Annotated in this window: 26 protein-coding genes; 16 read left to right on the top strand and 10 right to left on the bottom strand. The window is 61.0% G+C overall.

The annotated features are described in order from the left end of the window. Positions 1–37 precede the first annotated feature (37 nt). Positions 38–1282 (bottom strand): ABC transporter substrate-binding protein, encoded by a 1245-nt coding sequence (locus BM275_RS02320; RefSeq protein WP_090519156.1) that lies wholly within the window; start codon positions 1280–1282, stop codon positions 38–40. Positions 1283–1533: 251 nt separating this feature from the next. Here BM275_RS02320 and ung point away from each other — a divergent pair, with 251 nt between their 5' ends. Next, a complete protein-coding gene (ung, locus tag BM275_RS02315) occupies positions 1534–2229 on the top strand; it encodes a uracil-DNA glycosylase (protein WP_090519155.1) in 696 nt (231 codons plus the stop codon). Positions 2230–2263: 34 nt separating this feature from the next. Here the strand turns inward: ung and BM275_RS02310 are convergent, their stop codons facing one another. The 3 genes from BM275_RS02310 to ygfZ all read right to left on the bottom strand — a co-directional run bounded on the left by BM275_RS02310 (position 2264) and on the right by ygfZ (position 4811). Continuing rightward, positions 2264–2779: a DUF4142 domain-containing protein gene (locus tag BM275_RS02310; protein ID WP_023443967.1), complete on the bottom strand. Its 516-nt coding sequence runs from the start codon at positions 2777–2779 to the stop codon at positions 2264–2266. A 137-nt stretch (positions 2780–2916) separates the two neighbouring features. Then, positions 2917–3753 carry an HDOD domain-containing protein gene (locus BM275_RS02305; RefSeq protein WP_090519154.1) on the bottom strand — a complete coding sequence of 279 codons (837 nt, stop codon included), beginning with the start codon at positions 3751–3753 and terminating at the stop codon, positions 2917–2919. 110 nt (positions 3754–3863) lie between these two features. Further along, positions 3864–4811, bottom strand: coding sequence for a CAF17-like 4Fe-4S cluster assembly/insertion protein YgfZ (ygfZ, locus tag BM275_RS02300; protein ID WP_090519153.1), 948 nt, complete (start codon positions 4809–4811; stop codon positions 3864–3866). A 147-nt stretch (positions 4812–4958) separates the two neighbouring features. Here ygfZ and BM275_RS02295 point away from each other — a divergent pair, with 147 nt between their 5' ends. Both BM275_RS02295 and BM275_RS02290 read left to right on the top strand, forming a co-directional pair. After that, entirely contained in the window at positions 4959–5213 is a 255-nt protein-coding gene (locus BM275_RS02295) for an FAD assembly factor SdhE (protein ID WP_014819515.1), read from the top strand. Beyond that, complete coding sequence (locus BM275_RS02290) at positions 5197–5652, top strand: protein YgfX (protein ID WP_080583050.1); 456 nt, start codon at positions 5197–5199, stop codon at positions 5650–5652. The genes BM275_RS02295 and BM275_RS02290 overlap by 17 nt, the downstream gene beginning before the upstream one ends. Here BM275_RS02290 and nadB read toward each other — a convergent pair. Further along, complete coding sequence (gene nadB / locus BM275_RS02285; protein ID WP_090519152.1) at positions 5621–7237, bottom strand: L-aspartate oxidase; 1617 nt, start codon at positions 7235–7237, stop codon at positions 5621–5623. The genes BM275_RS02290 and nadB overlap by 32 nt on opposite strands. 349 nt (positions 7238–7586) lie before the next feature. On the opposite strand from nadB, the gene rpoE reads away from it, so the two are divergent. The 12 genes from rpoE (at position 7587) to pdxJ (ending at position 18022) form a co-directional block, all read left to right on the top strand. Beyond that, positions 7587–8168, top strand: a complete 582-nt coding sequence (gene rpoE / locus BM275_RS02280) for an RNA polymerase sigma factor RpoE/AlgU (protein WP_003282114.1) — start codon at positions 7587–7589, stop codon at positions 8166–8168. A 31-nt stretch (positions 8169–8199) separates the two neighbouring features. Then, positions 8200–8787, top strand: a complete 588-nt coding sequence (locus BM275_RS02275) for a sigma-E factor negative regulatory protein (RefSeq protein WP_014819517.1) — start codon at positions 8200–8202, stop codon at positions 8785–8787. An 8-nt stretch (positions 8788–8795) separates the two neighbouring features. Next, positions 8796–9740 carry a MucB/RseB C-terminal domain-containing protein gene (locus tag BM275_RS02270; protein ID WP_044315221.1) on the top strand — a complete coding sequence of 315 codons (945 nt, stop codon included), beginning with the start codon at positions 8796–8798 and terminating at the stop codon, positions 9738–9740. Then, a complete protein-coding gene (locus BM275_RS02265; protein ID WP_014819519.1) occupies positions 9737–10189 on the top strand; it encodes a SoxR reducing system RseC family protein in 453 nt (150 codons plus the stop codon). Before BM275_RS02270 ends, BM275_RS02265 begins: the two co-directional genes overlap by 4 nt. A gap of 35 nt (positions 10190–10224) precedes the next feature. Then, on the top strand, positions 10225–11640 hold the full coding sequence (locus BM275_RS02260) for a DegQ family serine endoprotease (RefSeq protein WP_023443961.1): 1416 nt from the start codon (positions 10225–10227) through the stop codon (positions 11638–11640). 189 nt (positions 11641–11829) lie between these two features. Further along, complete coding sequence (lepA, locus tag BM275_RS02255) at positions 11830–13629, top strand: translation elongation factor 4 (protein WP_003293585.1); 1800 nt, start codon at positions 11830–11832, stop codon at positions 13627–13629. A 1-nt stretch (position 13630) separates the two neighbouring features. After that, entirely contained in the window at positions 13631–14485 is an 855-nt protein-coding gene (lepB, locus tag BM275_RS02250; RefSeq protein WP_090519151.1) for a signal peptidase I, read from the top strand. Positions 14486–14577: 92 nt separating this feature from the next. Continuing rightward, positions 14578–14955 (top strand): DUF4845 domain-containing protein, encoded by a 378-nt coding sequence (locus tag BM275_RS02245; protein WP_041014721.1) that lies wholly within the window; start codon positions 14578–14580, stop codon positions 14953–14955. After that, positions 14952–15641 (top strand): ribonuclease III, encoded by a 690-nt coding sequence (rnc, locus tag BM275_RS02240; RefSeq protein WP_003302298.1) that lies wholly within the window; start codon positions 14952–14954, stop codon positions 15639–15641. Before BM275_RS02245 ends, rnc begins: the two co-directional genes overlap by 4 nt. After that, positions 15634–16545 carry a GTPase Era gene (era, locus tag BM275_RS02235; protein ID WP_090519150.1) on the top strand — a complete coding sequence of 304 codons (912 nt, stop codon included), beginning with the start codon at positions 15634–15636 and terminating at the stop codon, positions 16543–16545. Before rnc ends, era begins: the two co-directional genes overlap by 8 nt. Positions 16546–16593: 48 nt before the next feature. Next, positions 16594–17283, top strand: coding sequence for a DNA repair protein RecO (recO, locus tag BM275_RS02230; protein ID WP_090519149.1), 690 nt, complete (start codon positions 16594–16596; stop codon positions 17281–17283). Next, positions 17276–18022, top strand: a complete 747-nt coding sequence (pdxJ, locus tag BM275_RS02225; RefSeq protein ID WP_038662436.1) for a pyridoxine 5'-phosphate synthase — start codon at positions 17276–17278, stop codon at positions 18020–18022. The genes recO and pdxJ overlap by 8 nt, the downstream gene beginning before the upstream one ends. A 133-nt stretch (positions 18023–18155) precedes the next feature. Here pdxJ and BM275_RS02220 read toward each other — a convergent pair whose 3' ends face one another. Together BM275_RS02220 and BM275_RS02215 are read right to left on the bottom strand one after the other, a co-directional pair. After that, positions 18156–18362 (bottom strand): DUF2905 domain-containing protein, encoded by a 207-nt coding sequence (locus tag BM275_RS02220; RefSeq protein ID WP_090519148.1) that lies wholly within the window; start codon positions 18360–18362, stop codon positions 18156–18158. Then, complete coding sequence (locus BM275_RS02215) at positions 18347–19300, bottom strand: LysR substrate-binding domain-containing protein (protein ID WP_003282137.1); 954 nt, start codon at positions 19298–19300, stop codon at positions 18347–18349. Before BM275_RS02215 ends, BM275_RS02220 begins: the two co-directional genes overlap by 16 nt. 133 nt (positions 19301–19433) lie before the next feature. On the opposite strand from BM275_RS02215, the gene BM275_RS02210 reads away from it, so the two are divergent. Continuing rightward, complete coding sequence (locus tag BM275_RS02210; protein ID WP_173425597.1) at positions 19434–19721, top strand: hypothetical protein; 288 nt, start codon at positions 19434–19436, stop codon at positions 19719–19721. Positions 19722–19736: 15 nt separating this feature from the next. Here BM275_RS02210 and cmoB read toward each other — a convergent pair whose 3' ends face one another. From cmoB to BM275_RS02195, 3 genes are all read right to left on the bottom strand, one after another. After that, the gene (gene cmoB / locus BM275_RS02205; protein WP_044315215.1) at positions 19737–20699 is read right to left on the bottom strand and encodes a tRNA 5-methoxyuridine(34)/uridine 5-oxyacetic acid(34) synthase CmoB; all 963 of its coding nucleotides are present in this window, start codon (positions 20697–20699) and stop codon (positions 19737–19739) included. Further along, complete coding sequence (gene cmoA / locus BM275_RS02200; RefSeq protein ID WP_044315214.1) at positions 20696–21439, bottom strand: carboxy-S-adenosyl-L-methionine synthase CmoA; 744 nt, start codon at positions 21437–21439, stop codon at positions 20696–20698. The genes cmoB and cmoA overlap by 4 nt, the downstream gene beginning before the upstream one ends. A 73-nt stretch (positions 21440–21512) precedes the next feature. Next, entirely contained in the window at positions 21513–21914 is a 402-nt protein-coding gene (locus BM275_RS02195; protein WP_044315213.1) for a protease inhibitor I42 family protein, read from the bottom strand. Between the last annotated feature and the right edge of the window lie 78 nt (positions 21915–21992).

Below are 21992 nucleotides of genomic sequence, written 5' to 3'. Positions count from 1 at the left end.
AGCGCCCGGGTGCTGTCCCAGATGCTCCATCGTTCTTTCACTGTAGCCTAGCCGGCTGCCCGCCCGCGCGACGCTCTTCCTGCCATTCGGCCAGCGTCGGCGCAGCCTGCTCGCCGGATAAACGGTGGACGATCTCGAAATAGTCCTGCTTGAAGCGATCCTTTAGCACTTCTTCGCGTGGCTTTACCCGAATGGCGTAGACGGTCTGCACGTTCTGGTGGTCGAACTCGCGCCACTGCTGCTGATCCTTGAGCAGGCTGTAGCTGTGGTTTTCCAGGGCCGCGATGACTTGCTCACTGCCGATGCTCTTGGCGCGAGTGGCGGCATCTGCCCACTGATAGACGATGCTGTAGGCCGAAGCCGCGGAGCTTGATGGGTGCGTCTGGTAACGCTCACCGAAGTCGCGCACGAATGCCTTGCCGCGTTCGGAACCTTCGAGTTCGGGTACGCGCCAGGTCCAGGGCTCGGTGCCGAGCACGCCGCGCATGATGTCCGGGCCGGCGAGTTCGACCATGGACTGCGTCAGGTTGGGAACCGCAATCTGCATCTTCTTGTTCAAGTCGAGTTCGTCGGCGATACGCATGGCTCGCACCATGTCTTCGCCAAACAGGACCAGTACCAGGACCTCGGCACCGCTGTTGGCCGCCTTTTCCAGTGCCGCGCGGTAGTCGGACAGGCGCGCGCCGGGGAAGGCCGTCCTGACCCCCTGGTGCTTGTTCTGGTCGACGGTGCCGGTCGCCTGGCGCAGCGAGCTCTCGCTGGTGTGGCCCCAGGTATAGTCGGAGGTGATGTAGAAGTAGGTCTTGCCGGGCATTTTGTCGTTCAGATGCTGCCCCAGCACCCGCGCGCTCATCCATGCGTTATTGCACTCGCGGAACATGTAACGGTGGCCATCCTTGCCAGTTGTGTCGTTGGAGTAGGTCAGGGTGCCGAAGTAGAGCAGCCCCCGCTCCTTGGCGCGCTTGCTCGCGGCAATGGCCACCGCGCTGGATACGCCGCCGAACAGCATGGCGACGCCTTCATCCGCCATCTTGTCGACGTTGGCAACGGCCTTTTCGGGGCGGGATGCGGTATTGCGGCTGATCAGGCGTAGCGGGCGGCCCAGAACACCGCCCGCCTCGTTGATCTCGTCGATTGCCAACAAGGCTCCGCGCATTTGTGCAAGGCCTTCTTCCTTGTAGCTGCCGGTACGGGGGTAATTGAGGCCGAGCGTGATGGGGTCAGCAGCCTGAGCCGTAAGACAGAACCCCAGCCCTAGCGCCAGAAGGGTGATCCGGTTCATAGCATGTTCCTTATTATAGCTTTTGTTATTGGTTTATTGGCAGTTAGCTTTTTTACCCTGCCGCCGGTGCGTGCGTCACTCTTTATGTGCGGCTCGAAGGCGGCGCCGGCGTCAGTACGTGAGCCAGGTGCGATTATGACTAAAGGAGGGAGGGTGAATCTTGCGGTGACGCCGTGATTTCGCCGGTTTGCGGTTGACAACCATGACGGCGTTTTTTAGGGTTCGGCGGCTACGCCATCCGGAAGCAGCTCATGACTCAAGACGATCGCATCAGGCTGGAGGCTGGCTGGAAAGAAGCGCTGCGCGAGGAGTTCGACAAGCCATACATGCTTGAGCTTGGCGCTTTCCTTCGGCGAGAGAAGGCTGCGGGCAAGGTGATATTTCCGCCGGGGCCGATGATCTTCAACGCGCTCAATTCCACGCCGCTCGATCAGGTCAAGGTAGTGATCCTTGGGCAGGACCCCTACCACGGTGCCGGTCAGGCCCATGGGCTTTGCTTTTCGGTACAGCCGGGCGTGGCACCACCGCCGTCACTGCAGAACATCTTCAAGGAACTCAAGCGCGACTTGAATCTTGATATCCCTCGGCATGGCTATCTGCAGCACTGGGCAGAACAGGGCGTGCTATTGCTCAATACTTCGCTCACCGTGGAACAGGGTGTCGCCGGTTCGCATGCCAAAGCGGGGTGGCAGCTGTTCACCGATCGAATCATTGAGGTGGTCAGCGAGCGGCGTCCGCACCTGGTATTCATGCTTTGGGGCGCCCATGCGCAATCCAAATCGAAACTGATAGACGCCACGCGGCATCTGATGCTGAAGTCGGTGCATCCTTCGCCGCTCTCGGCGCACCGCGGATTCATCGGTAACGGTCACTTCAGTCGCGCCAACCAGTTTCTCAAGCAGCAGGGAATGCAGGTGATCGACTGGCAGCTTCCAGCTGAGGTTTAGCCCGACCCCCAGGCGGTATCGGGCTAGTTTTTGGTCAGTCTTTGGCGCCGTGCTTGGCCTGAAGGTCCTTGGCCTGCTTGAGATGCTCTTCCAGCTTCGGCAGCGTTTTTTGAGCGAACTGCTTCAGGTCGGCGTTCTCGCCACCCTCCACGTAGTCCTGATACATCTCGATGGTCTGCTCGTGAGCGACGACCTGATTGTTGGCGTAGGCTTCGTCGAAATTCTCGCCATCACGCAGCTTCAGGATCATGGCTTTGGCCTTGTCCATCAGCGTGGCCTCGTCGGACATTTCCAGGTCTTTGGCCTGGGCCAGTTGCGCAAGCTCCTGATTGGCCTTGGTGTGGTCGTCGATCATCATCTGGGCGAACTGCTTCACATCCTCCGACGTACCCTTGTCCAGGGCCATCTTTGCCGTTTCGATTTCTGCAATACCTTTGGCCGAAGCCTCGTCGACGAAGTTTTCGCCTTCGGCGGCAAGCGCCAGGTTAGCCGCTACTCCGAACAGCAAGGCGAATGCGCCCGAGAAAATTGTTTTGGTTGCTCTGGTCATTGCGTTCTCCTTTCTTCACCTGACTTGTGTTGGCCGGGAGGCAGACACAAGGCGCGATGCGGCGAGATTGCCGTCCCTTTTTGTGACTAGGTGCCATAGGGACGGTTCCTCGCTTTCGGGCGAACGGTGTTCGGTGCTTACTGAAGCATGCTCATGGCTGCGTCCATGGCGGCAGACAGGTCCTCGTCCTCCTGCATCAGTTCGCTCGGATCGAGCCCCAGCTTGGCGAAGGCGGGAACCTCGCTCCAGTCCAGCTGCGCGTAAGGGTGCTGGGTGCCCATATAGCTCTGCAGGGTGGCGACTTGCACCACGTCTACATAATCGACTGCGGCCGTATTGCGCTGGAAATCGGTGTACTGACCAGCCACCGACACGATTGCCTCCGGGAAATCCCAGGTGCGCAGGATTTTCTCACCCACCATCGGGTGAATCTTGTCGATGACGTGATTGAGGCTGAACGAGTCCGATAGCAGGGCGCTGTGCTCTTCTGCGTAGGTCAGGATCGGCAATATGCCGATCTGATGGACCAGTCCGGCCAGGGTCGCCTGATCAGGCATCAATCGTGTGTAGTGACGGCAGAGCACATGACTGATGGCGGCGACTTCGGTGCTCTTGTTCCAGACCTCGCGCATCTTGCGATCGACGACATCGGTGGTCGCCTGGAACATCTGCTCCATCGCCAGGCCTGTGGCCAGGTTGCAGGTGTAATTGATGCCGAGACGGCTGACCGCCATCTGCAGATCGTCGATCTCGCGACTGGTACGCAGCAGCGGGCTGTTGACCACCTTGATGATGCGTGCGGCGAGGGCTGCGTCGGCGCCTATCACCTTGCTCAGTGCCGGAATGCTGATGTCCGGGTCCTCGGCCGCCTCGCGGACGCGCAATGCCACCTCCGGCAGGGTAGGCAGAACCAATTCATCGTTCTCGATCGCGAGCGTCAGATCGCGCTGGACTTTCTCGGCAAGGGTGCTCATGTCATTCCTTTATGTGTCGGTCAGTGTCGCTAGGGCGCTTCAGGTCAGGGTGCTTTGCCCGTGGTCCATAGTGCGCCTCTCAGGTATTTGCTTTCTGGCTCCGGTTCGCACTAGCGCTGAATTTCCAGATCCGCATTCAGGCTGTAGGGAAGCTCGAGCAGACTCATCGGCAATCCGTCCGGGGAGCCCAGATACAGGCGGCCGTCAGCGGCGGCATCCTCCTGCAGTACGGCCAGTAGCTCGATTCGGTCGGTGTCACTGGCGGCTAGCACGACCTCGCCGACGCTGGAGCCATGCACCGGCGAGAAAATCTCAACGCCCGGAGCTGGCAGCTCGTCCTGTCTGCCGTCGATCAACAGGCGCTGCAGGCGGCGCTTGAGTTTGCCCAGATACTGCATGCGCGCGACGATTTCCTGGCCGGTATAGCAGCCCTTTTTGAAACTCACGCCGCCCAGTGCCTGCAAATTGATCATCTGCGGGATGAACAGCTCGCGAGTGCTGCCGAATACCTGGCCGATGCCGGCGCGAACCTGGTCCAGCAGCCAGCGATTGACTGGCGCTTCCTGAAGCTGCGCGGCCAGGCGCGTGCGGACCTGCTCGGCGTCGGCGCCTGGGGTCCAGAGCTCGACGCGGCCATCCTGCAGACGGATCGCGATCATGCCGTGGCTCCGCACCACACTGTCGGCGGTAAGCGGCAGATCCAGGCCCAGGCTGACCAGCGAGCCGTCTCCGCCCGCAAGACCGAATCGGCACCAGTCGGCGCTCTCGTCGTTCAGGCGGGACTTGGAAAATACGGCGTATTTGTTCAGATCGGCTTGTTGCAGTTGCAGCAGCTCACTGGCCATTGCCAGCAGGTAACCGTCGCCATCCAGCACGATGCGGAAACTCGACTGCATGCGCCCCTTGGGCGTGCAGCGTGCGCCCAGAGTGGATGTCTCGGCGTTGAGGTAGTTGAGGTTGCAGGTCAGCTGACCCTGGAGAAACTTGCTGGCATCCGGGCCGCGTACGGCAAGGACGCCTTCATGCGACAGAACGCAAAAATAAGCAGTGTCGGTCATGATTGGTCGTCGTCAGAATCCGGGTGGGCATCATAGCAGCCCGGCGGAAACGGTTGCGTGATGAAGGGTTTGCAGCTCGACGAAAAAAGCGACTGATGAGTTCGGTGCAGCCGCTATAATGCGCGCCTTCTCAAAAGGAGCCGATGTATGGCTGAGCAATCCGAACTCAATCGTCTGTTTTGGCAAAGCCGTCGCGGCATGTTGGAGCTGGATGTGTTGCTGGTGCCTTTCGTCAAGGAGGTCTATCCAGGTCTCGATGAGGAAGATCAGCACCGCTATCGCAAGCTGCTGAGTTGCGAGGATCAGGACATGTTCGGCTGGTTCATGCAGCGCGGTGAGCCCGAGGATGAGGACCTGCGGCGCATGGTTCGCATGATCCTCGATCGTGTCCAGCCCAAGTAATCAATCATTCGAGTGTCTCTGGCAGCCGTCCAGCTGGTTGTTGACACTCTATCTCGGGGTTCAGGCGCTCGCCTTGGCCGCCATCGTGCTGTCGGCTGCGCCGCTATGGTTGCAGCTGATAGCGCTTCTGTTTTGTCTGGCCCACGCGCTGTGGGTGTTGCCGCGCGGGATTCTACTGTCCAGTCGGGATGCCTGGTCTGGCCTGCGCCACGATGCTGCGGGCTGGCATCTGTGGAGCGAGCGGCAAGGTTGGCAGGCAGTTCAGTTGCTGCCTGACAGCCTGGCGCTGCCACTGATAGTCGTGCTGCGTTTTCGCGTGCCGGGCCGGCGTTTAGTTGGCAGCATCTGCGTGCCCCGCGACGCACTACCGCGAGAGCAGCATCGTCGACTTCGGGTGCGGCTCAAGTTCAGTCGACGTAGGTGGGCGGCGCCAGAATAGTGTCGACCGCCTGCGGCAGCAGCTCCGGGTAGTCGAGGGTGTAGTGCAGTCCTCGGCTCTCCTTGCGCAGCATGGCCGAGCGAATCATCAGGTCTGCAACCAGCGCCAGATTGCGTAGTTCGAGCAAGTCACGACTGACCTTGTAGTTGCTGTAGAACTCGTCGATCTCGCTCAGCAGCAGGCGCACTCGGTGCTGCGCGCGCATCAGCCGTTTGTTGGTGCGAACGATGCCGACGTAGTCCCACATGAAGCGCCGCAGCTCGTCCCAGTTGTGCGCGATGATCACGTCTTCGTCGGAGTCGGTCACTTGGCTGGCGTCCCATGCAGGTAACGTTGCTGCGTTGGTGACTTGGGGCAGTTCGCGAAGGATGTCCTGAGCGGCCGCCCGGCCGTAGACGAAGCATTCGAGCAGCGAGTTGCTGGCCATGCGGTTCGCGCCGTGCAGGCCCGTGAAACTGGTCTCGCCGATGGCGTAGAGGCCCGGGATGTCGGTGCGGCCAGCCTGGTCCACGACTACGCCGCCGCAGGTGTAGTGCGCTGCGGGTACCACCGGAATCGGCTGGCTGGTGATGTCGATGCCGTATTCCAGGCAGCGCTCGTAGACGGTGGGGAAGTGGCTTTTGATGAACTCGGCAGGCTTGTGGCTGATATCGAGGTAGACGCAGTCGATGCCCAGTCGCTTCATTTCGTGGTCGATTGCGCGTGCGACGATATCGCGCGGGGCGAGTTCCTCCCTGGCATCGAAACGCGGCATGAAACGCTCGCCGTTAGGCAGCTTGAGCAAGGCACCTTCCCCGCGCAGGGCTTCGGTCACCAGAAAGCTCTTCGCTTGCGGGTGATAGAGGCAGGTAGGGTGGAACTGGTTGAATTCCAGATTGCCGACGCGGCAGCCCGCTCGCCAGGCCATCGCAATGCCGTCGCCGCACGCGCTGTCCGGGTTGCTGGTGTACAGGTAAACCTTGGCCGCGCCGCCGGTAGCCAGTACGACGAATCGTGACTGGAAGGTTTCGACCTCGCCGGTGCTGCGATTGAGCACATAGGCGCCCAGGCAGCGCCTGCCCGGCAGCCCGAGTTTGTGTTCGCTGATCAGGTCGACTGCAACGCGCTGCTGTAGAAGCTCGATATTGTTCTGCTTTCTGGCCTGGCCAAGCAGTGTGTTGAAAATGGCTGCGCCAGTGGCGTCGGCTGCGTGAATGATGCGCCGATGGCTATGGCCGCCCTCGCGAGTCAGGTGAAATTCGAAACTGCCGTCTTCGCGATCCGGGGCATTGTCCCGCGTGAAGGGCACCCCTTGCTCGATCAGCCACTGGATGGCCTCATTGCTGTGCTCGACCGTGAAACGGACGGCATCTTCGCGGCACAGGCCTCCTCCGGCGATGAGGGTGTCGGCGACATGTGACTCTACGGTGTCGGTCGTATCCAGTACTGCGGCGACGCCACCTTGGGCCCAGTAGGTGGAGCCGTTGGAGAGATCGCCCTTGCTGAGAACGGCGATGCGAAGATCGGTCGGCAGGTTGAGCGCCAAGGTCAAGCCGGCGGCACCGCTGCCGATGACCAGCACGTCGTATCGTAGAACCTGGTTCATGTCCAATTCCGGCGGGAAAAACGAGCCCTAGTATATAGACGGGATGTAGCGCCAAAATAGGCGACTGTGTGTTTGTCTTCTAACGAAGGGAACTTTTTCTTCGCGGGGTGGCTCAATAGGCAGTTATGAATGCAAACCAGCTGGCCATCGTGAATGGGCGGTGAGAGTTTGCTATGGACACCAGGACGGCGTCGTCAGCAATGGCGCAACGCTGTGGTGCAATCGCCGTCAGGTATTGCAGGATAGCTTGCTAGGAGGGGGGAGAACTTTTGCGTAAAGCCCGGGTCTATTCTGGCAGGTCGGTTCGCTGGTGTGAGCGACGCTACTCCGCTACCGAGAAGGAGCGTTCATGTTGACTCAGGAGCAGGACCAGCAGCTGGTTGAACGAGTGCAGCGTGGTGACAAGCGGGCGTTTGATCTGCTGGTAATGAAATACCAGCACAAGATCCTTGGGTTGATCGTGCGGTTCGTGCATGACTCTCATGAAGCTCAGGATGTTGCCCAAGAGGCTTTTATCAAAGCCTACCGCGCACTAGCCAATTTTCGCGGTGACAGCGCTTTCTACACTTGGCTGTACCGCATCGCCATCAATACGGCGAAGAATCATCTGGTGGCACGCGGCAGACGCCCGCCGGATAGTGATGTGAGTTCCGAGGACGCCGAGTTTTATGAGGGCGATCACGCTCTCAAGGACATCGAGTCACCGGAACGCTCGCTGCTCAGGGATGAGATTGAAGATACCGTTCATCGAACCATTCAACTTTTGCCAGAAGATTTGCGTACGGCTCTAACACTGCGTGAATTTGATGGTCTTAGTTATGAAGACATTGCGAGCGTCATGCAGTGTCCGGTGGGCACAGTGCGTTCCCGGATCTTCCGGGCACGTGAAGCCATAGATAAAGCATTGCAACCCTTGTTGCATGAATCCTGAGACAGCGGCGACAGCCAAGAGAGGAACCGCCATGAGTCGTGAAGCCCTGCATGAATCGCTGTCCGCGGTGATGGATAACGAAGCGGACGAGTTGGAATTACGTCGCATGCTCGCAGGCGACAACCCGGAGCTACGTGCTACTTGGTCGCGTTATCAACTTGCCCGTGCCGCCATGCACAAGGAGTTGATTGAGCCGCGCCTGGATATCGCTTCTGCGGTATCGGCTGCGTTGGCTGATGAAGCCGCGCCGGTCAAGGCGCAACGTAACGGATGGAAAGGCCTCGGCCGGCTGGCAGTGGCTGCTTCGGTTACAGTCGCTGTTCTGGCCGGTGTACGTCTGTACAATCAGAATGAGGTTGCTGGTCCGCAGCTAGCGCAGCAGGCTCCGCAACCAAGTATTTCGGTTCCGCAGACCAGTCAAGGGCCGGCGGTTCTGGCTGGTTACAGTGAGCAAACCGAAGCGCCTGCACAGGCAGCGGCAGATGGCGCTCCGGTAGAGCGCTGGCACGAAGAGCGTCTGCCTTCATATGTTCGTCAGCATGCCCAGCAAGCTGCCTTTGGTAATGGATCGGAGAGCGCGCTGCCTTACGCTCGCGCGGCCAGCATGGAAGAACGTTAGGGAGAAACATGCGCGTATTACCGCTGTATGTGGTGATGGGGGGCTGGCTATCGATGCCGGCCCTTGCTGCTGATGCCGAGTCCTGGATGGAGCGACTTGCGGCGGCAGAGCAGAAACAGAGTTATACCGGTACGTTCGTCTACGAACGCAATGGTAGCTTTTCCAGTCATGCCGTGTGGCAGCAGGTCGAAGAAGGTCAAGTGCAGGAGCGATTGCTTCAGCTTGACGGAGCTCCGGCTGAAGTTCTGCTTGTAAATGGTCAGATGCAATGCGCTACCGATGACCTCGCGGCGCAAGTGCGTGAAGCGCAAGCCTGGCACGGGCAGCGTCTCGATCCGAAAGCACTCTCCGAGTGGTACGAATTCCGTGAGATCGGGGATTCAAGAGTTGCTGGCCGCCCTGCCGTGGCGCTGGCTGTCGTGCCGAAGGATCAGCACCGTTACGGCTTCGAACTGCATCTCGACCAAGATACCGCATTGCCCCTCAAGTCGCTGATGCTGAACGAGAAAGGGCAGCTGCTCGAGCGTTTCCAATTCACCCAGTTCACGGCTGGCAGTGTATCTGCCGAGCAACTGAAGCCCGGCGCCGATTGCAATCCAGTGACCGTGAACCGGCGCGAGGCGAATCCTACATCGCCCTGGCGCTCCGACTGGTTGCCTTCCGGCTTCACGCTACTGGATGCCAACGAACGACCTAGTCCCGCCTCTTCCGAAACTGTTTCCTGGTTGTCCTACGGTGATGGTCTAGCGAAGTTTTCCGTGTTTCTGGAGCCGCTGCGCGGCGCCTTGGTTGAGGATGCGCGAAGCCAGATGGGGCCTACCGTCGCGGTCTCTAAGCGCATCAGTACTGCGGATGGCGATGTCATGGTGACCGTGGTGGGCGAGATTCCACTTGGTACGGCTGAGCGGGTTGCCCTGTCCATGCGAGCCAGTTCGGAACAGGCACAACGATGATCGAAGAGCCTGGGCGGGTAGTCGCGCTGGATGTCGGCGCTGTATGGGTCGAGACTCGGCGCAAGACTACCTGCTCTGGCTGTTCCGCGAAGAGTGGCTGTGGCCAAGGCTTGATGGATACCCTCGGTGTTCGCGAACAGCGCGGCCTCATCAGAGCGCTCTGCGATCTCCACCTGCAGGTCGGTGACGGTGTCGTTGTGGGCATCCGCGAGGACGTGTTGCTGCGCGGTGCCGTCCTTGTCTATCTTCTCCCTCTTATCGTGCTGATGGCGGCCGCTTCGCTGGCCGCTCAGCTGTCGACGCGTGAGCCGATCGTTATTCTGGCAGGTCTCGGGGGCTTCTTCATTTCCTGGCTATTCGTGCGTATGCGAAGCCGCCGTACCGCAGCTGACCCGAATCTGCAGCCGGTGGTTTTGCGCGCCATGCTCGCGGGGCCTGCGAGTCCCTGAGCTTCCTTGTTTTGTCAGTGGGGAGACTTGTAGTCATGTTCAATCGAAACAGCTGCTTCGCCTTCGTGGCGGGCCTGGCATTGCTGGGCCATGCTGTCGTTGCCCAGGCGGAATTGCCTGATTTCACGCCGCTGGTCGAAAGTGCCTCGCCAGCGGTAGTCAATATCAGCACCAAGCAGAAGGTGCAGAGCCGCGGTGCGACTGCGCAGATGCCGGAACTCGAAGGGCTGCCGCCGATTTTTCGCGAGTTCTTCGAACACAGCATCCCACAGATGCCGGGCGCCCCGGGTCGCGGCCAGCAGCGTGAAGCGCAGTCGCTCGGTTCGGGTTTCATCATTTCCGAAGACGGTTATGTCCTGACCAACAATCACGTGGTTGCCGATGCCGACGAAATCATCGTTCGTCTGCCGGATCGAAGCGAGCTGGAAGCCAAGCTAATCGGTGCCGATCCGCGCTCCGACGTGGCGGTGCTGAAGGTCGAGGGCAAGGGACTGCCGACCGTCAAGATTGGCCGTTCTGATGAGCTGAAAGCAGGGGAGTGGGTGCTCGCCATTGGCTCGCCGTTTGGTTTCGATCATACGGTGACCGCCGGCATTGTCAGTGCGACTGGCCGCAGCTTGCCCAATGAGAGCTACGTGCCGTTCATTCAGACCGACGTGGCAATCAACCCGGGTAATTCCGGTGGTCCGCTGTTTAACCTCGACGGTGAGGTGATTGGCATCAACTCGCAGATATTCACGCGCTCCGGTGGCTTCATGGGGCTGTCCTTCGCCATTCCGATCGATGTGGCAATGGATGTTGCCAATCAGCTGCGAACCGAAGGCAAGGTGAGTCGGGGCTGGCTTGGCGTGGTCATCCAGGAAGTCAACAAGGATCTGGCTGAGTCTTTTGGTCTTGAGCGTCCAGCGGGTGCCCTGGTGGCTCAGGTTATGGATGGCGGTCCGGCAGCGCGCGGTGGCCTGCGTGTCGGTGATGTGATTCTGAGCCTCAACGACAAGCCGATTGTCATGTCTGCTGATCTGCCTCATTTGGTCGGAGCACTCAAGCCTGGCAGCTCCGCACGAATGGAAGTGGTTCGCGACGGTGATCGCAAGATGCTCGACGTCAAGATCGGCGCCATGCCGGAAGAGGGCGAATCCGTGGCAGCCTCTGGTGGCGGCCAGGAACGCAGCGATAACCGCCTGGGTGTAAAAGTCACTGAGCTGACCGATGAGCAGAAGAAGAGCCTGGATTTACCGGGCGGCGTGGTGATCACTGAGATTCTCAACGGGCCGGCTGCGATGATTGGGCTGCGCCCGGGCGATGTCATCACCCATCTGAATAATCAGGCCATCAATTCGGCGGCAACATTTGCTCGAGTGGCTGAGCAATTGCCGAAGAATCGATCCGTTTCGATGCGAGTTCTGCGTCAGGGGCGTGCGAGTTTCATTACTTTCAAGCTCGCTGAATAAGACGCTGGCTGGTGAATCTGGAAGGGCGGTTATTACCGCCCTTTTTCATTTTCAAGACGTAACAGTACGTCCGTTGCGTTGCTCATCAGCTGCGGATGGCTTGTGCGTGGCACTGCAAGGGTTGATCAGTTACACTTCGCGGCTATTTTCGGCGGGCAATCGGCCCGCGACTATTCCGAGTGTTGAGCTGTGAGTGACCTGAGTCATATCCGCAATTTTTCCATCATCGCCCATATCGATCACGGCAAGTCGACCCTGGCAGACCGTTTTATCCAGATGTGTGGTGGTCTGACCGAGCGTGAAATGGAAGCCCAGGTGCTGGATTCGATGGATCTCGAGCGCGAGCGCGGCATCACCATCAAAGCCCACAGCGTCACGCTTTATTACACCGCGCGCGACGGCAAGACCTACCAGTTGAATTTCATCGATACGCCCGGCCACGTCGACTTCACCTATGAAGTCAGTCGCTCGCTGGCCGCGTGCGAGGGTGCACTGCTGGTAGTCGATGCTGGCCAGGGCGTCGAGGCGCAATCGGTAGCCAACTGCTACACGGCGATCGAACAGGGCCTGGAAGTGATGCCGGTGCTGAACAAGATGGACCTGCCACAGGCCGATCCGGACAAGGTCAAGGAAGAGATCGAGCACATCATCGGCATCGATGCGACCGACGCGGTGGCCTGCAGCGCCAAGAGCGGCATGGGCGTGGACGAGGTGCTCGAGCGCCTGGTCGCGGTGATCCCGCCGCCGACCGGCGATGTCGAGGCGCCGTTGCAGGCGTTGATCATCGACTCATGGTTCGACAACTATCTGGGCGTCGTATCGCTGGTACGGGTTCGCCACGGTCGTATCAAGAAGGGCGACAAGGTGCTGGTGAAATCCACCGGCAAGGTCCACCAGGTGGACAGTGTCGGCGTGTTCAACCCCAAGCACACCGCCACGGCAGACCTCAAGGCTGGCGAGGTGGGCTTCATCATCGCCGGCATCAAGGACATTCTCGGCGCTCCAGTGGGCGACACGCTGACACTGTCGAGCACGCCGGACGTGGAAATGTTGCCCGGTTTCAAACGCGTTAAGCCGCAGGTCTATGCCGGTCTGTTCCCGGTCAGTTCGGACGACTTCGAGGATTTTCGCGAAGCGCTGCAGAAGCTGACCCTCAACGATGCCGCGTTGCAATACGAACCGGAAAGCTCCGACGCGTTGGGCTTCGGCTTCCGTATCGGCTTCCTCGGCATGCTGCATATGGAGATCATTCAGGAACGCCTCGAGCGCGAGTACGACCTGGATCTGATCACCACCGCGCCGACGGTTGTTTACGAGTTGCTGTTGAAGAACGGCGACACCATCTACGTCGACAGCCCTTCGAAGCTGCCCGACATGTCCTCCGTCGAGGACATGCGCGAGCCGATCGTGCGCGCCAACATCCTCGTGCCCCAGGAACACCTGGGCAACGTCATCACGCTATGCATCGAGAAGCGCGGCGTGCAGCGCGACCTGCAGTTCCTCGGCAGTCAGGTGCAGGTGCGTTACGACCTGCCGATGAGCGAGGTGGTGCTGGACTTCTTCGATCGCTTGAAATCGTGCAGCCGCGGTTACGCCTCGCTGGACTACAGCTTCGAATGTTTCCAGTCGGCCAACCTGACGCGCCTGGATATCCTCATCAACGGCGACAAGGTCGACGCGTTGGCACTGATCGTCCACCGCGACAATGCCCACTACAAGGGCCGCATCCTAGTCGAGAAGATGAAGGAGCTTATCCCGCGTCAGATGTTCGATGTGGCGATTCAGGCGGCCATCGGCGGCCAGATCGTTGCCCGCAGTACGGTCAAGGCGTTGCGCAAGAACGTTCTGGCCAAATGCTACGGCGGCGATGTGAGCCGTAAGCGCAAGCTGCTGGAAAAGCAGAAAGCCGGTAAGAAGCGCATGAAGCAGGTAGGCAACGTCGAAATCCCGCAGGAGGCGTTCCTCGCCGTGCTGAAGGTGGACAGCTGATATGTCGATCAATTTCCCGTTGTTGCTTGTCATCGCCGTGGCTGTCTGCGGCCTGTTGGCGCTGAGCGACCTGTTGTTCTTCGCCCCCCGCCGCCGGGCTGCGATCGCCAACTACGAAGGGCGCACCGGGGAAATCGATCCATCGACCCTTGAGGCGTTGAACAAGGAGCCGGTGCTGATCGAGTACGGCAAGTCGTTCTTCCCGGTGCTGGCCATCGTGCTGGTGCTGCGCTCGTTCCTGGTCGAGCCGTTCCAGATTCCCTCCGGCTCGATGATCCCCACGTTGGAAATTGGCGATTTCATTCTGGTGAACAAGTTCGCCTATGGCATCCGCCTGCCGGTAGTGGATACCAAGGTGATCGAAGTCAGCGACCCGAAGCGTGGCGACGTCATGGTGTTCCGCTATCCGAATCAACCGAGCATCAACTACATCAAACGGGTCGTCGGCCTGCCTGGCGACACCGTGCGTTACAGCAGCGATCGTCGGCTGTTCATCAACGATCAGCCGGTTGCCGAGACACTGGTCGGCGAGGAGCCGGGCAGCTTGGGCAGCGCCGTGCTGTATCGGGAAAAGCTGGGCGAGATGGAGCACCTGATTCGCAAGGAAATGGGCCGCTATCGCATCGAGCCGAGCCGCCAGTGGACCGTGCCGGCTGAGCACTACTTCATGATGGGCGATAATCGCGATAACTCGAATGACAGCCGCTATTGGCAGGACGAGTCGATTCCCGCGGAGCTGGCTGGCATGGTCCCGGACCGTAACATCGTCGGCAAGGCGTTCGCCGTCTGGATGAGCTGGCCTGATCCGAAGCTCAGCAATCTGCCGAATTTCTCCCGCGTGGGCCTGATTCACTGAAAGCTGTGAATTGCGGCCGTCGCTGAGCGAACCGGGCTCGCTATATTTGTCCTGCCCCGATCGGTGGGTATCGTAACGACATAGAGGTCGACATGAGTTTTGCGCGTTCGCAAAAAGGGCTGTCCATGCTGAGCTGGATCATGGTCCTGGCAATCGTGGCGTTTGTGGCCAGCACGGGATTTAAAATGTTCCCGCATTACTTCGATTACATGTCCATGGACAAGATCATCCAGTCCGTGGAAACCGACGAAGCGCTTGAGATTCAGAGCGTCGGGGAGTTCTATAGTCATGTCAGCAAGGGGATGCAGGTAAACGGCATCCAGAACATCGACCTGAAGGAAGCGCTGAAGGTCGAGATCCAGAACAACGAATTCAGGGCGCACCTGAAATACGAAAAACGCGAGCCGCTGATCCGCAATCTCGATCTGGTGGCGAACTTCGATAAAGAATATCGCCTAAGGATGCCGTGAGCACTTCGTTAGCCCGTCTCGAGCGCAGGCTCGGTTATCAATTCAAGGATCAGGAGCTGATGCTCCTGGCCCTGACCCATCGTAGCTATGCCGGACGCAACAACGAGCGTCTGGAGTTTCTCGGCGACGCCATTCTCAATTTCGTTGCCGGTGAGGCGCTGTTCAATCATTTTCCGCAAGCCCGTGAGGGGCAGCTGTCGCGTCTGCGCGCCCGTCTGGTCAAGGGCGAGACGCTGGCGGTACTGGCGCGTGGATTCGAGCTCGGCGAATATTTGCGCCTGGGCTCCGGTGAGCTCAAGAGCGGCGGTTACCGCCGCGAATCTATCCTGGCCGACACCCTCGAAGCGCTGATCGGTGCCATTTATCTGGACGCGGGCATGGACGTTGCTCGCGAGCGGGTCGTCGCCTGGTTGGCCAACGAGCTGCAAGGCCTGACCCTGGTCGATACCAACAAGGACCCGAAGACCCGGCTGCAGGAATTTCTGCAATCGCGTGCCTGTGAGCTGCCGCGTTACGAGGTGGTGGATATCCAGGGCGAACCGCATTGCCGCACCTTCTTCGTCGAATGTCAGGTCGCTTTGCTGAACGAGAAAACCCACGGGCAGGGCGCTAGCCGCCGAATTGCCGAACAGGTTGCCGCGGCAGCCGCATTGATCGCCTTGGGCGTGGAGAACGGACATGACTGACGAACAGCTGCAATCCGAAGACGTCAGCCGTTGCGGTTACGTGGCGATCGTCGGCCGGCCGAACGTCGGCAAGTCGACGCTGCTCAACCACATCCTTGGCCAGAAGCTGGCGATCACCTCGCGCAAGCCGCAGACGACGCGGCATAACATGCTCGGCATCAAGACCGAGGGCGGCGTTCAGGCCGTCTATGTGGACACGCCGGGGCTGCACAAAGATGGCGAGACGGCGCTCAACCGCTACATGAACCGCACTGCTGCCTCGGCATTGAAGGATGTCGACGTGGTGATCTTCGTCGTCGACCGCACCCGCTGGACCGACGAAGACCAGGCCGTGCTCGAGCGGGTGCAGTACGTTACCGGACCGTTGATCGTTGCGGTCAACAAGACCGACCGTGTCGAGGACAAGGCCGAGCTGTTGCCGCATCTGCGCTGGCTGGCCGAGCAGCTGCCGAACGCGGAGATCGTGCCGATTTCGGCGCAGCACGGACAGAACCTGGAAACGCTGGAAAAACTGGTCGCCGATCATCTGCCCGAGAGTGAGCACTTCTTCCCGGAGGACCAGATCACCGATCGCAGCAGTCGTTTCCTCGCCGCCGAGCTGGTGCGCGAGAAGATCATGCGACAGCTTGGCGCCGAGGTGCCTTACCAGATCACCGTGGAGATCGAGGACTTCAAGCAGGAAGGCCGCGTGTTGCACATCCATGCGCTGATTCTGGTCGAGCGTGACGGGCAGAAGAAGATCATCATCGGCGACAAGGGCGAGCGCATCAAACGTATCGGCCAGGAAGCGCGCAAGGATATGGAAGTGCTGTTCGATTCCAAGGTCATGCTGCACCTGTGGGTCAAGGTGAAGGGTGGCTGGTCCGACGATGAGCGTGCGCTGCATTCGCTGGGTTACCAGTAAGCGCCGACCCGCAATCAATGGTGCGCATCGCGCACCTTCTGGGCTGCCATGCACCAACCTGCGTTCGTTCTGCACAGTCGCCCGTACAAGGAAAGCAGCGCGCTGGTCGACCTGTTCACCCCGCAGGGCCGGCTGCGTGCCGTCATGCGTGCCGCGCGTGGTAAGGCCGGCAGTCTGATCCGCCCCTTCGTATCGCTGGAAGTCGAGCTGCGCGGCAAGTCCGAGCTGAAGACCGTTGCCCGGCTCGAAAGCGCCGGCCCTGCGCACTGGCTCGATGGCCAGGCGCTGTTCAGCGGCATGTACCTCAACGAATTGCTGATTCGCTTGCTGCCTGCCGAAGATGCACATCCCGTGCTGTTCGATCATTACGTCGCGACACTGCCGGCCCTTGCCGCACATCGGCCGCTGGAGCCGCTGCTGCGTGCCTTCGAATGGCGGCTACTCAGCGAGTTGGGCTATGGTTTTGCCCTCGATGTGGACATCGCCGGTCAGCCGATTGACCCGCAGCGGCTCTATCACCTGCTGCCCGATGCCGGCCTGGAGCCGGTCGCGGGATTTCAGCCGGGGCTGTTCAACGGCGCGGAACTATTGGCCATGGCCCAGGCCGATTGGCAGGTTCCGGGGGCGCTGGCCGCGGCCAAGCGGCTGATGCGCCAGGCCCTGGCTCCCCATCTGGGCGGTCGACCGCTGGTCAGCCGCGAATTGTTCATGAATCTGAAGGAGGCTCCGCGTGACTGAAGCCAATCGAATTCTGCTCGGCGTCAATGTCGACCACGTCGCCACACTGCGTCAGGCCCGCGGCACTCGCTATCCGGACCCGGTCAAGGCTGCGCTGGATGCGGAAGAGGCCGGCGCCGATGGCATCACCGTGCACCTGCGCGAGGATCGCCGGCATATCCAGGAACGCGATGTGCTGATGATGAAGGACGCGCTACAGACGCGGATGAACTTCGAGATGGGTGTCACCGAGGCGATGCTCGCATTCGCCGAGCAGCTGCGTCCGGAGCACGTCTGTCTGGTCCCGGAAACGCGTCAGGAGCTGACTACCGAGGGTGGGCTGGACGTGCTCGGGCAGGAAGCACGCATTCGTGAGGCCGTCGAGCGTCTACGAGGCTGCGGTGCGGAAGTCTCACTGTTCATCGATGCCGACCCGCGGCAGATCGAGGCGGCCGCACGTGTCGGCGCACCGGCTATCGAGTTGCACACCGGGCGCTACGCCGATGCCCACAGCGTTGCCGAGCGGGCCTGCGAGCTTGCGCGCATTCGCGACGGTGTCGAGGCCGGTCTGAGTCACGGCCTGATCGTCAACGCCGGCCATGGCCTGCATTACCACAACGCCGAAGCGATCGCGGCGATCCGTGGCGTCAACGAGCTGAATATCGGCCATGCCATCGTTGCCCATGCGCTGTTCGTCGGCTTCAAGCAGGCGGTCAAGGAAATGAAGCATCTGATCCTGAGTGCGGCGGCGCGGGGCTGAAAGAACCGGGTGTGTTTCAGCCGCGATGAAACGCGGCGGGCAGGCTCCGATTGGTGAGGTAGCGCCGGGTGTCATCTGCTGGCAAGCCCGCTCCCACGCTAGTGCGGGGCGCCGTGTTCCACCTGCAGAGCCCTCAGCGGCGCAACAGGTTGATCAGTACGGTCAGCACCATGCTGAGAATCACCATCGAGGTGATCGGGATGAACACCCGGCTGCGTCCGGACTGGATGCGGATGTCGCCCGGTAGGCGACCGAACCAGTTCAGCAGCCAGGGGAAGTAGTGCCAGGCGATGCCGAGCAGTAGCAGCGCAGCGCCCGCCACGATCAACCAGCGTGCCATTTGATCTCCTCGTTTCGCTCCAATCGCTTGGCCGGTCGTGTGCGGTATTCGACAAAGGCGGCGATCACCTGTGCGGCCAGCACCTCAACGGCTTCGCTGCGATTGCTGCCACGGAGCAGCTTGATCTGATACTCGCCCAGTTGTGGCAACCCATACTGCCCATCGAGACGCTGCAGGGGCGGGCGAATCAGGCTTGATGGATAGGGCGCGATGGCGAGATCGGCAATCATCGCGGCCTCCTGTCCCGAAGTCTGTTCGCTGGAGTAGGCCACTCGGTAGCTGCGGCCGATGCGGTCGAGGGCATCCAGTGCCTGTCGTCGCCAGGCGCAATCGGGGCTGGCCAGCGCCAGCGGCAGCGGCGTGCGCAGCGCGGCGACACCACCGCTGCGACCGGCCCAGACCAGCGGTTCGCTATGAATCGGCTCGCCCCGCGAATCGTCCTGGCCAAGATTGCCGACGGTGACCAGGGCGAGGTCCAGTTCGCCTGCGTCAATGCGCTCGATCATATCGATGCTGCGCGCGACCGATACGTCCACTTCGACTCCGGGATGGCTGCGGGCGAACAACGCCAGCAGACCGGGCAGAATGCGCGTCCCGACATCCGCCGGCGTTCCGAAGCGCACGCGACCCTGCAGCGCTGGCTGGAGGAAGTGCGCAATGGCTTCTTCGTTGAGCTTGAGCAGGCGCCGGGCATAGCCGAGCAGCGTCTCGCCGGCCGGTGTCAGGCGCACCTGCCGCGCCTCACGGACGAACAGGGAGCGCCCGAGGGTTTCTTCCAGCCGCTTGATCTGCATGCTGACCGCCGAGGTGCTGCGATAGATCTGTCCGGCGGCGCGGGTGAAGCTGCCGCTCTCGGCAATGGCGACAAAGGTGCGCAGGACATCGCTTTCCAGTAGGGGCGTCGAAGGGGTCGTGGATTGCTCAAGCGGCTCGGGCATAGGAAAGGCTTCAGTTTTTCTGAACACAGGCTTTCATATTAGTCGTTTTTTTGAACGACTGATGCCCGCTCATCCTGTTGGCAACCGGTGGCGCCACAAGCCCGTGGCCACCGAGAGCCAAGCGGAGGTGAGCATGTCTGGTGAACGACGCGATACCCATGTACGACAACAGTCCGATCCGCAGCTACCGGACTTCTACATGCCGGCCATGTGGCCGCTGGATCTGCAGCGCAGCCTGCATGACTGGTTTCGCGCCTGGCGGCAGCGACGCCTGTATCGGCAGTTGTTGAAGCTGGATGATCGGCAGCTGGCGTCGCGCGATCTGGATCGGCGCTGTCTCGGGGAGATGGCTAATACACCGTTGCGTCAATTGGTAGCGCAGCGACGCAAGCGCCCCAGCGCTGCCCGGGCCGCTCGTTGAGCGGCCAACCTACTGTCAGGGCTTGCGGGCGAGGAGCACGGCGCGCATTGGGGCCGGCAAGCCTTCGACCGTTTTGCCGTGGTCTTGCGGGTCGAGGAAGTCGGGCAACGACTGGTAGCGCATCCACTCGGTGCTGCGCTGTTCCTCAATGCTGGTCACGCTGACATCCACGCAGCGCACGTCGACAAAGCCGGCGCGGCGCAACCAGCATTCCAGCGCCTTCACCGAGGGCAAGAACCAGACGTTGCGCATCTGCGCATAGCGGTCTTCCGGCACCAGTGCGGTATTTTCGTCGCCTTCCACCACCAGGGTCTCTAGCACCAGTTCGCCGCCGCGTACCAGGCAGTCCTTGAGGTCGAGCAGATGGTCGACCGGCGAGCGGCGATGGTAGAGCACGCCCATGGAGAACACCGTCTCGAAGCCTTCGAGCCTGGCCGGCAGTTCTTCCAGTGCGAACGGCAGATGCCAGACCGGCAGCTCCTGCAGGTAGCGCTTCATCGCATGGAACTGGCAGAAGAACAGCCAGTTCGGGTCGACCCCGATCACGCTGTCGGCGCCGGCACCGAGCATGCGCCACATGTAGTAGCCGTTGCCGCAACCGACGTCGAGGATGCGTTTGCCGGCCAGATTCAGGTGCGGCGCGACCCGGTCCCACTTCCAGTCCGAGCGCCACTCGGTATCGACATGCACGCCGAACACGTCGAACGGACCCTTGCGCCATGGCGAGAGCCCCATCAGCGCATCGTGGGTGGCCTGGCGCGCGGCGTCGTCACAGGTCGCGTCGAGGCGGAAGCCGTCACGCAGTTCGACCTGCACTGGCGCCAGCGCAGGCAGCGCATCGACGGCACGCCGCCAGCGCGGCAGATCACCGTGACCAACCGCGAGTTTGGCGTCCAGCTGCTGCTGAACGCCGTTGGCCCAGGCGGCGAGCGGGGTGCCGGCCAGGCGCCAGGCGAGGGGAGTCAGGTCGAGGTTCATGGCAGGGCGATCAGCGAGGCGAAGTTCAGGCACTGGAACCAGGGCACGACCTTGGAAAAGCCGGCATCCAGTAGCCGTTGGCGATGGGTTTCCAGGCTGTCGGGCTTCATCACGTTCTCGATGGCGCTGCGCTTCTGGGCGATTTCCAGTTCGCTGTAGCCATTGGCGCGCTTGAAGGCGATGTGCAGGTCGGTCAGCAATTGTTGCTCGTCTTCATCCTCGAAGCGCAGCTTTTCCGACAGGATCAGCGCGCCACCGGGCACCAGCGCCTGGCGAATGCGGCTGAGCAGGGCCGGGCGCTGTTCCGGTGCGATGAACTGCAGGGTGAAGTTCAGCGCCACCAGCGAGCTGGGCTGGAACTGCAGAGCCAGGATGTCGCCCTCGATGACGTCGACCGGCAGCAGTTCCTGAAACATCGAGTCCTGCCCGTGGAGGTATTCGCGGCAGCGCTCGACCATTGCCGCGGAGTTATCCACGGCGACGACCTGGCAGTTGTCGGCAGTCACGTGACGACGCAGGGCCTGGGTCACCGCGCCCAGCGAGCAGCCTAGGTCATACAGATGAGTATGCGGCTGTGCGAACTGAGCGGCGATCACGCCGATGTTCTCGACGATGGTCGGGTAACCGGGCACAGAGCGCTTGATCATGTCGGGAAACACCCGCACCACGTCCTCGTTGAAGACGAAGTCCTGAATGCGGGGCAGGGGCTGGGCGAACAGACGGTCGAGATCGTGGCTCACGGTGTCGGGCGGCGTGTGTGAAAACGGGGCGGCATTGTAGCCGAAACCACGCTCGCCGCGGGCTCTGCCCGACTCAGCGCACCTCGATCCGGCAATCGAACATGCCCGCAGGCTCGGCGTCGACCTCCCACGGGCGTTGATAGGTGAGGTACAGCCTGCCGCTGCCTGGCTCCTGTGCCTCGAAGCGCCAGGTGGACAGGCCATCCCCACCGATCATGTCGCCTTTCGGATTGCTGAACACTTCGGGGCCGAGGCTGTGCAATTGCTCCGCGGCGGCTTCGTGCAGAATCCAGCGATAGCCCGTCGCAGGGTTGCTCGGCAGGCTGACGATGAGTTGCTGGCCGCTCTGCAGTGTTTGCGGGCAGCGGTTGTCGTCGCTGAGCACGACGCTGGAGGGCGTCTTGTCGTTGCTTGCGCAGGCAGCGAGCAGGGCGACGCTGGCGGGCAGTAACAGACGGGGGATGTCGAAAGGCATGATCGGCACCGGTCGGAATTGAGTTGGGAAGGATAGCCCAAAAGAGCCTGGTCGCAGGCGGGTACTCCGTCTGCGCCG

It is taken from the genome of Stutzerimonas kunmingensis (genome assembly GCF_900114065.1).
GTDB classification, from domain to species: Bacteria; Pseudomonadota; Gammaproteobacteria; order Pseudomonadales; family Pseudomonadaceae; genus Stutzerimonas; species Stutzerimonas kunmingensis.
The sequence above is the reverse complement of the archived record's forward strand: the minus strand, read 5'-3'. Positions and strand labels throughout refer to the sequence as shown.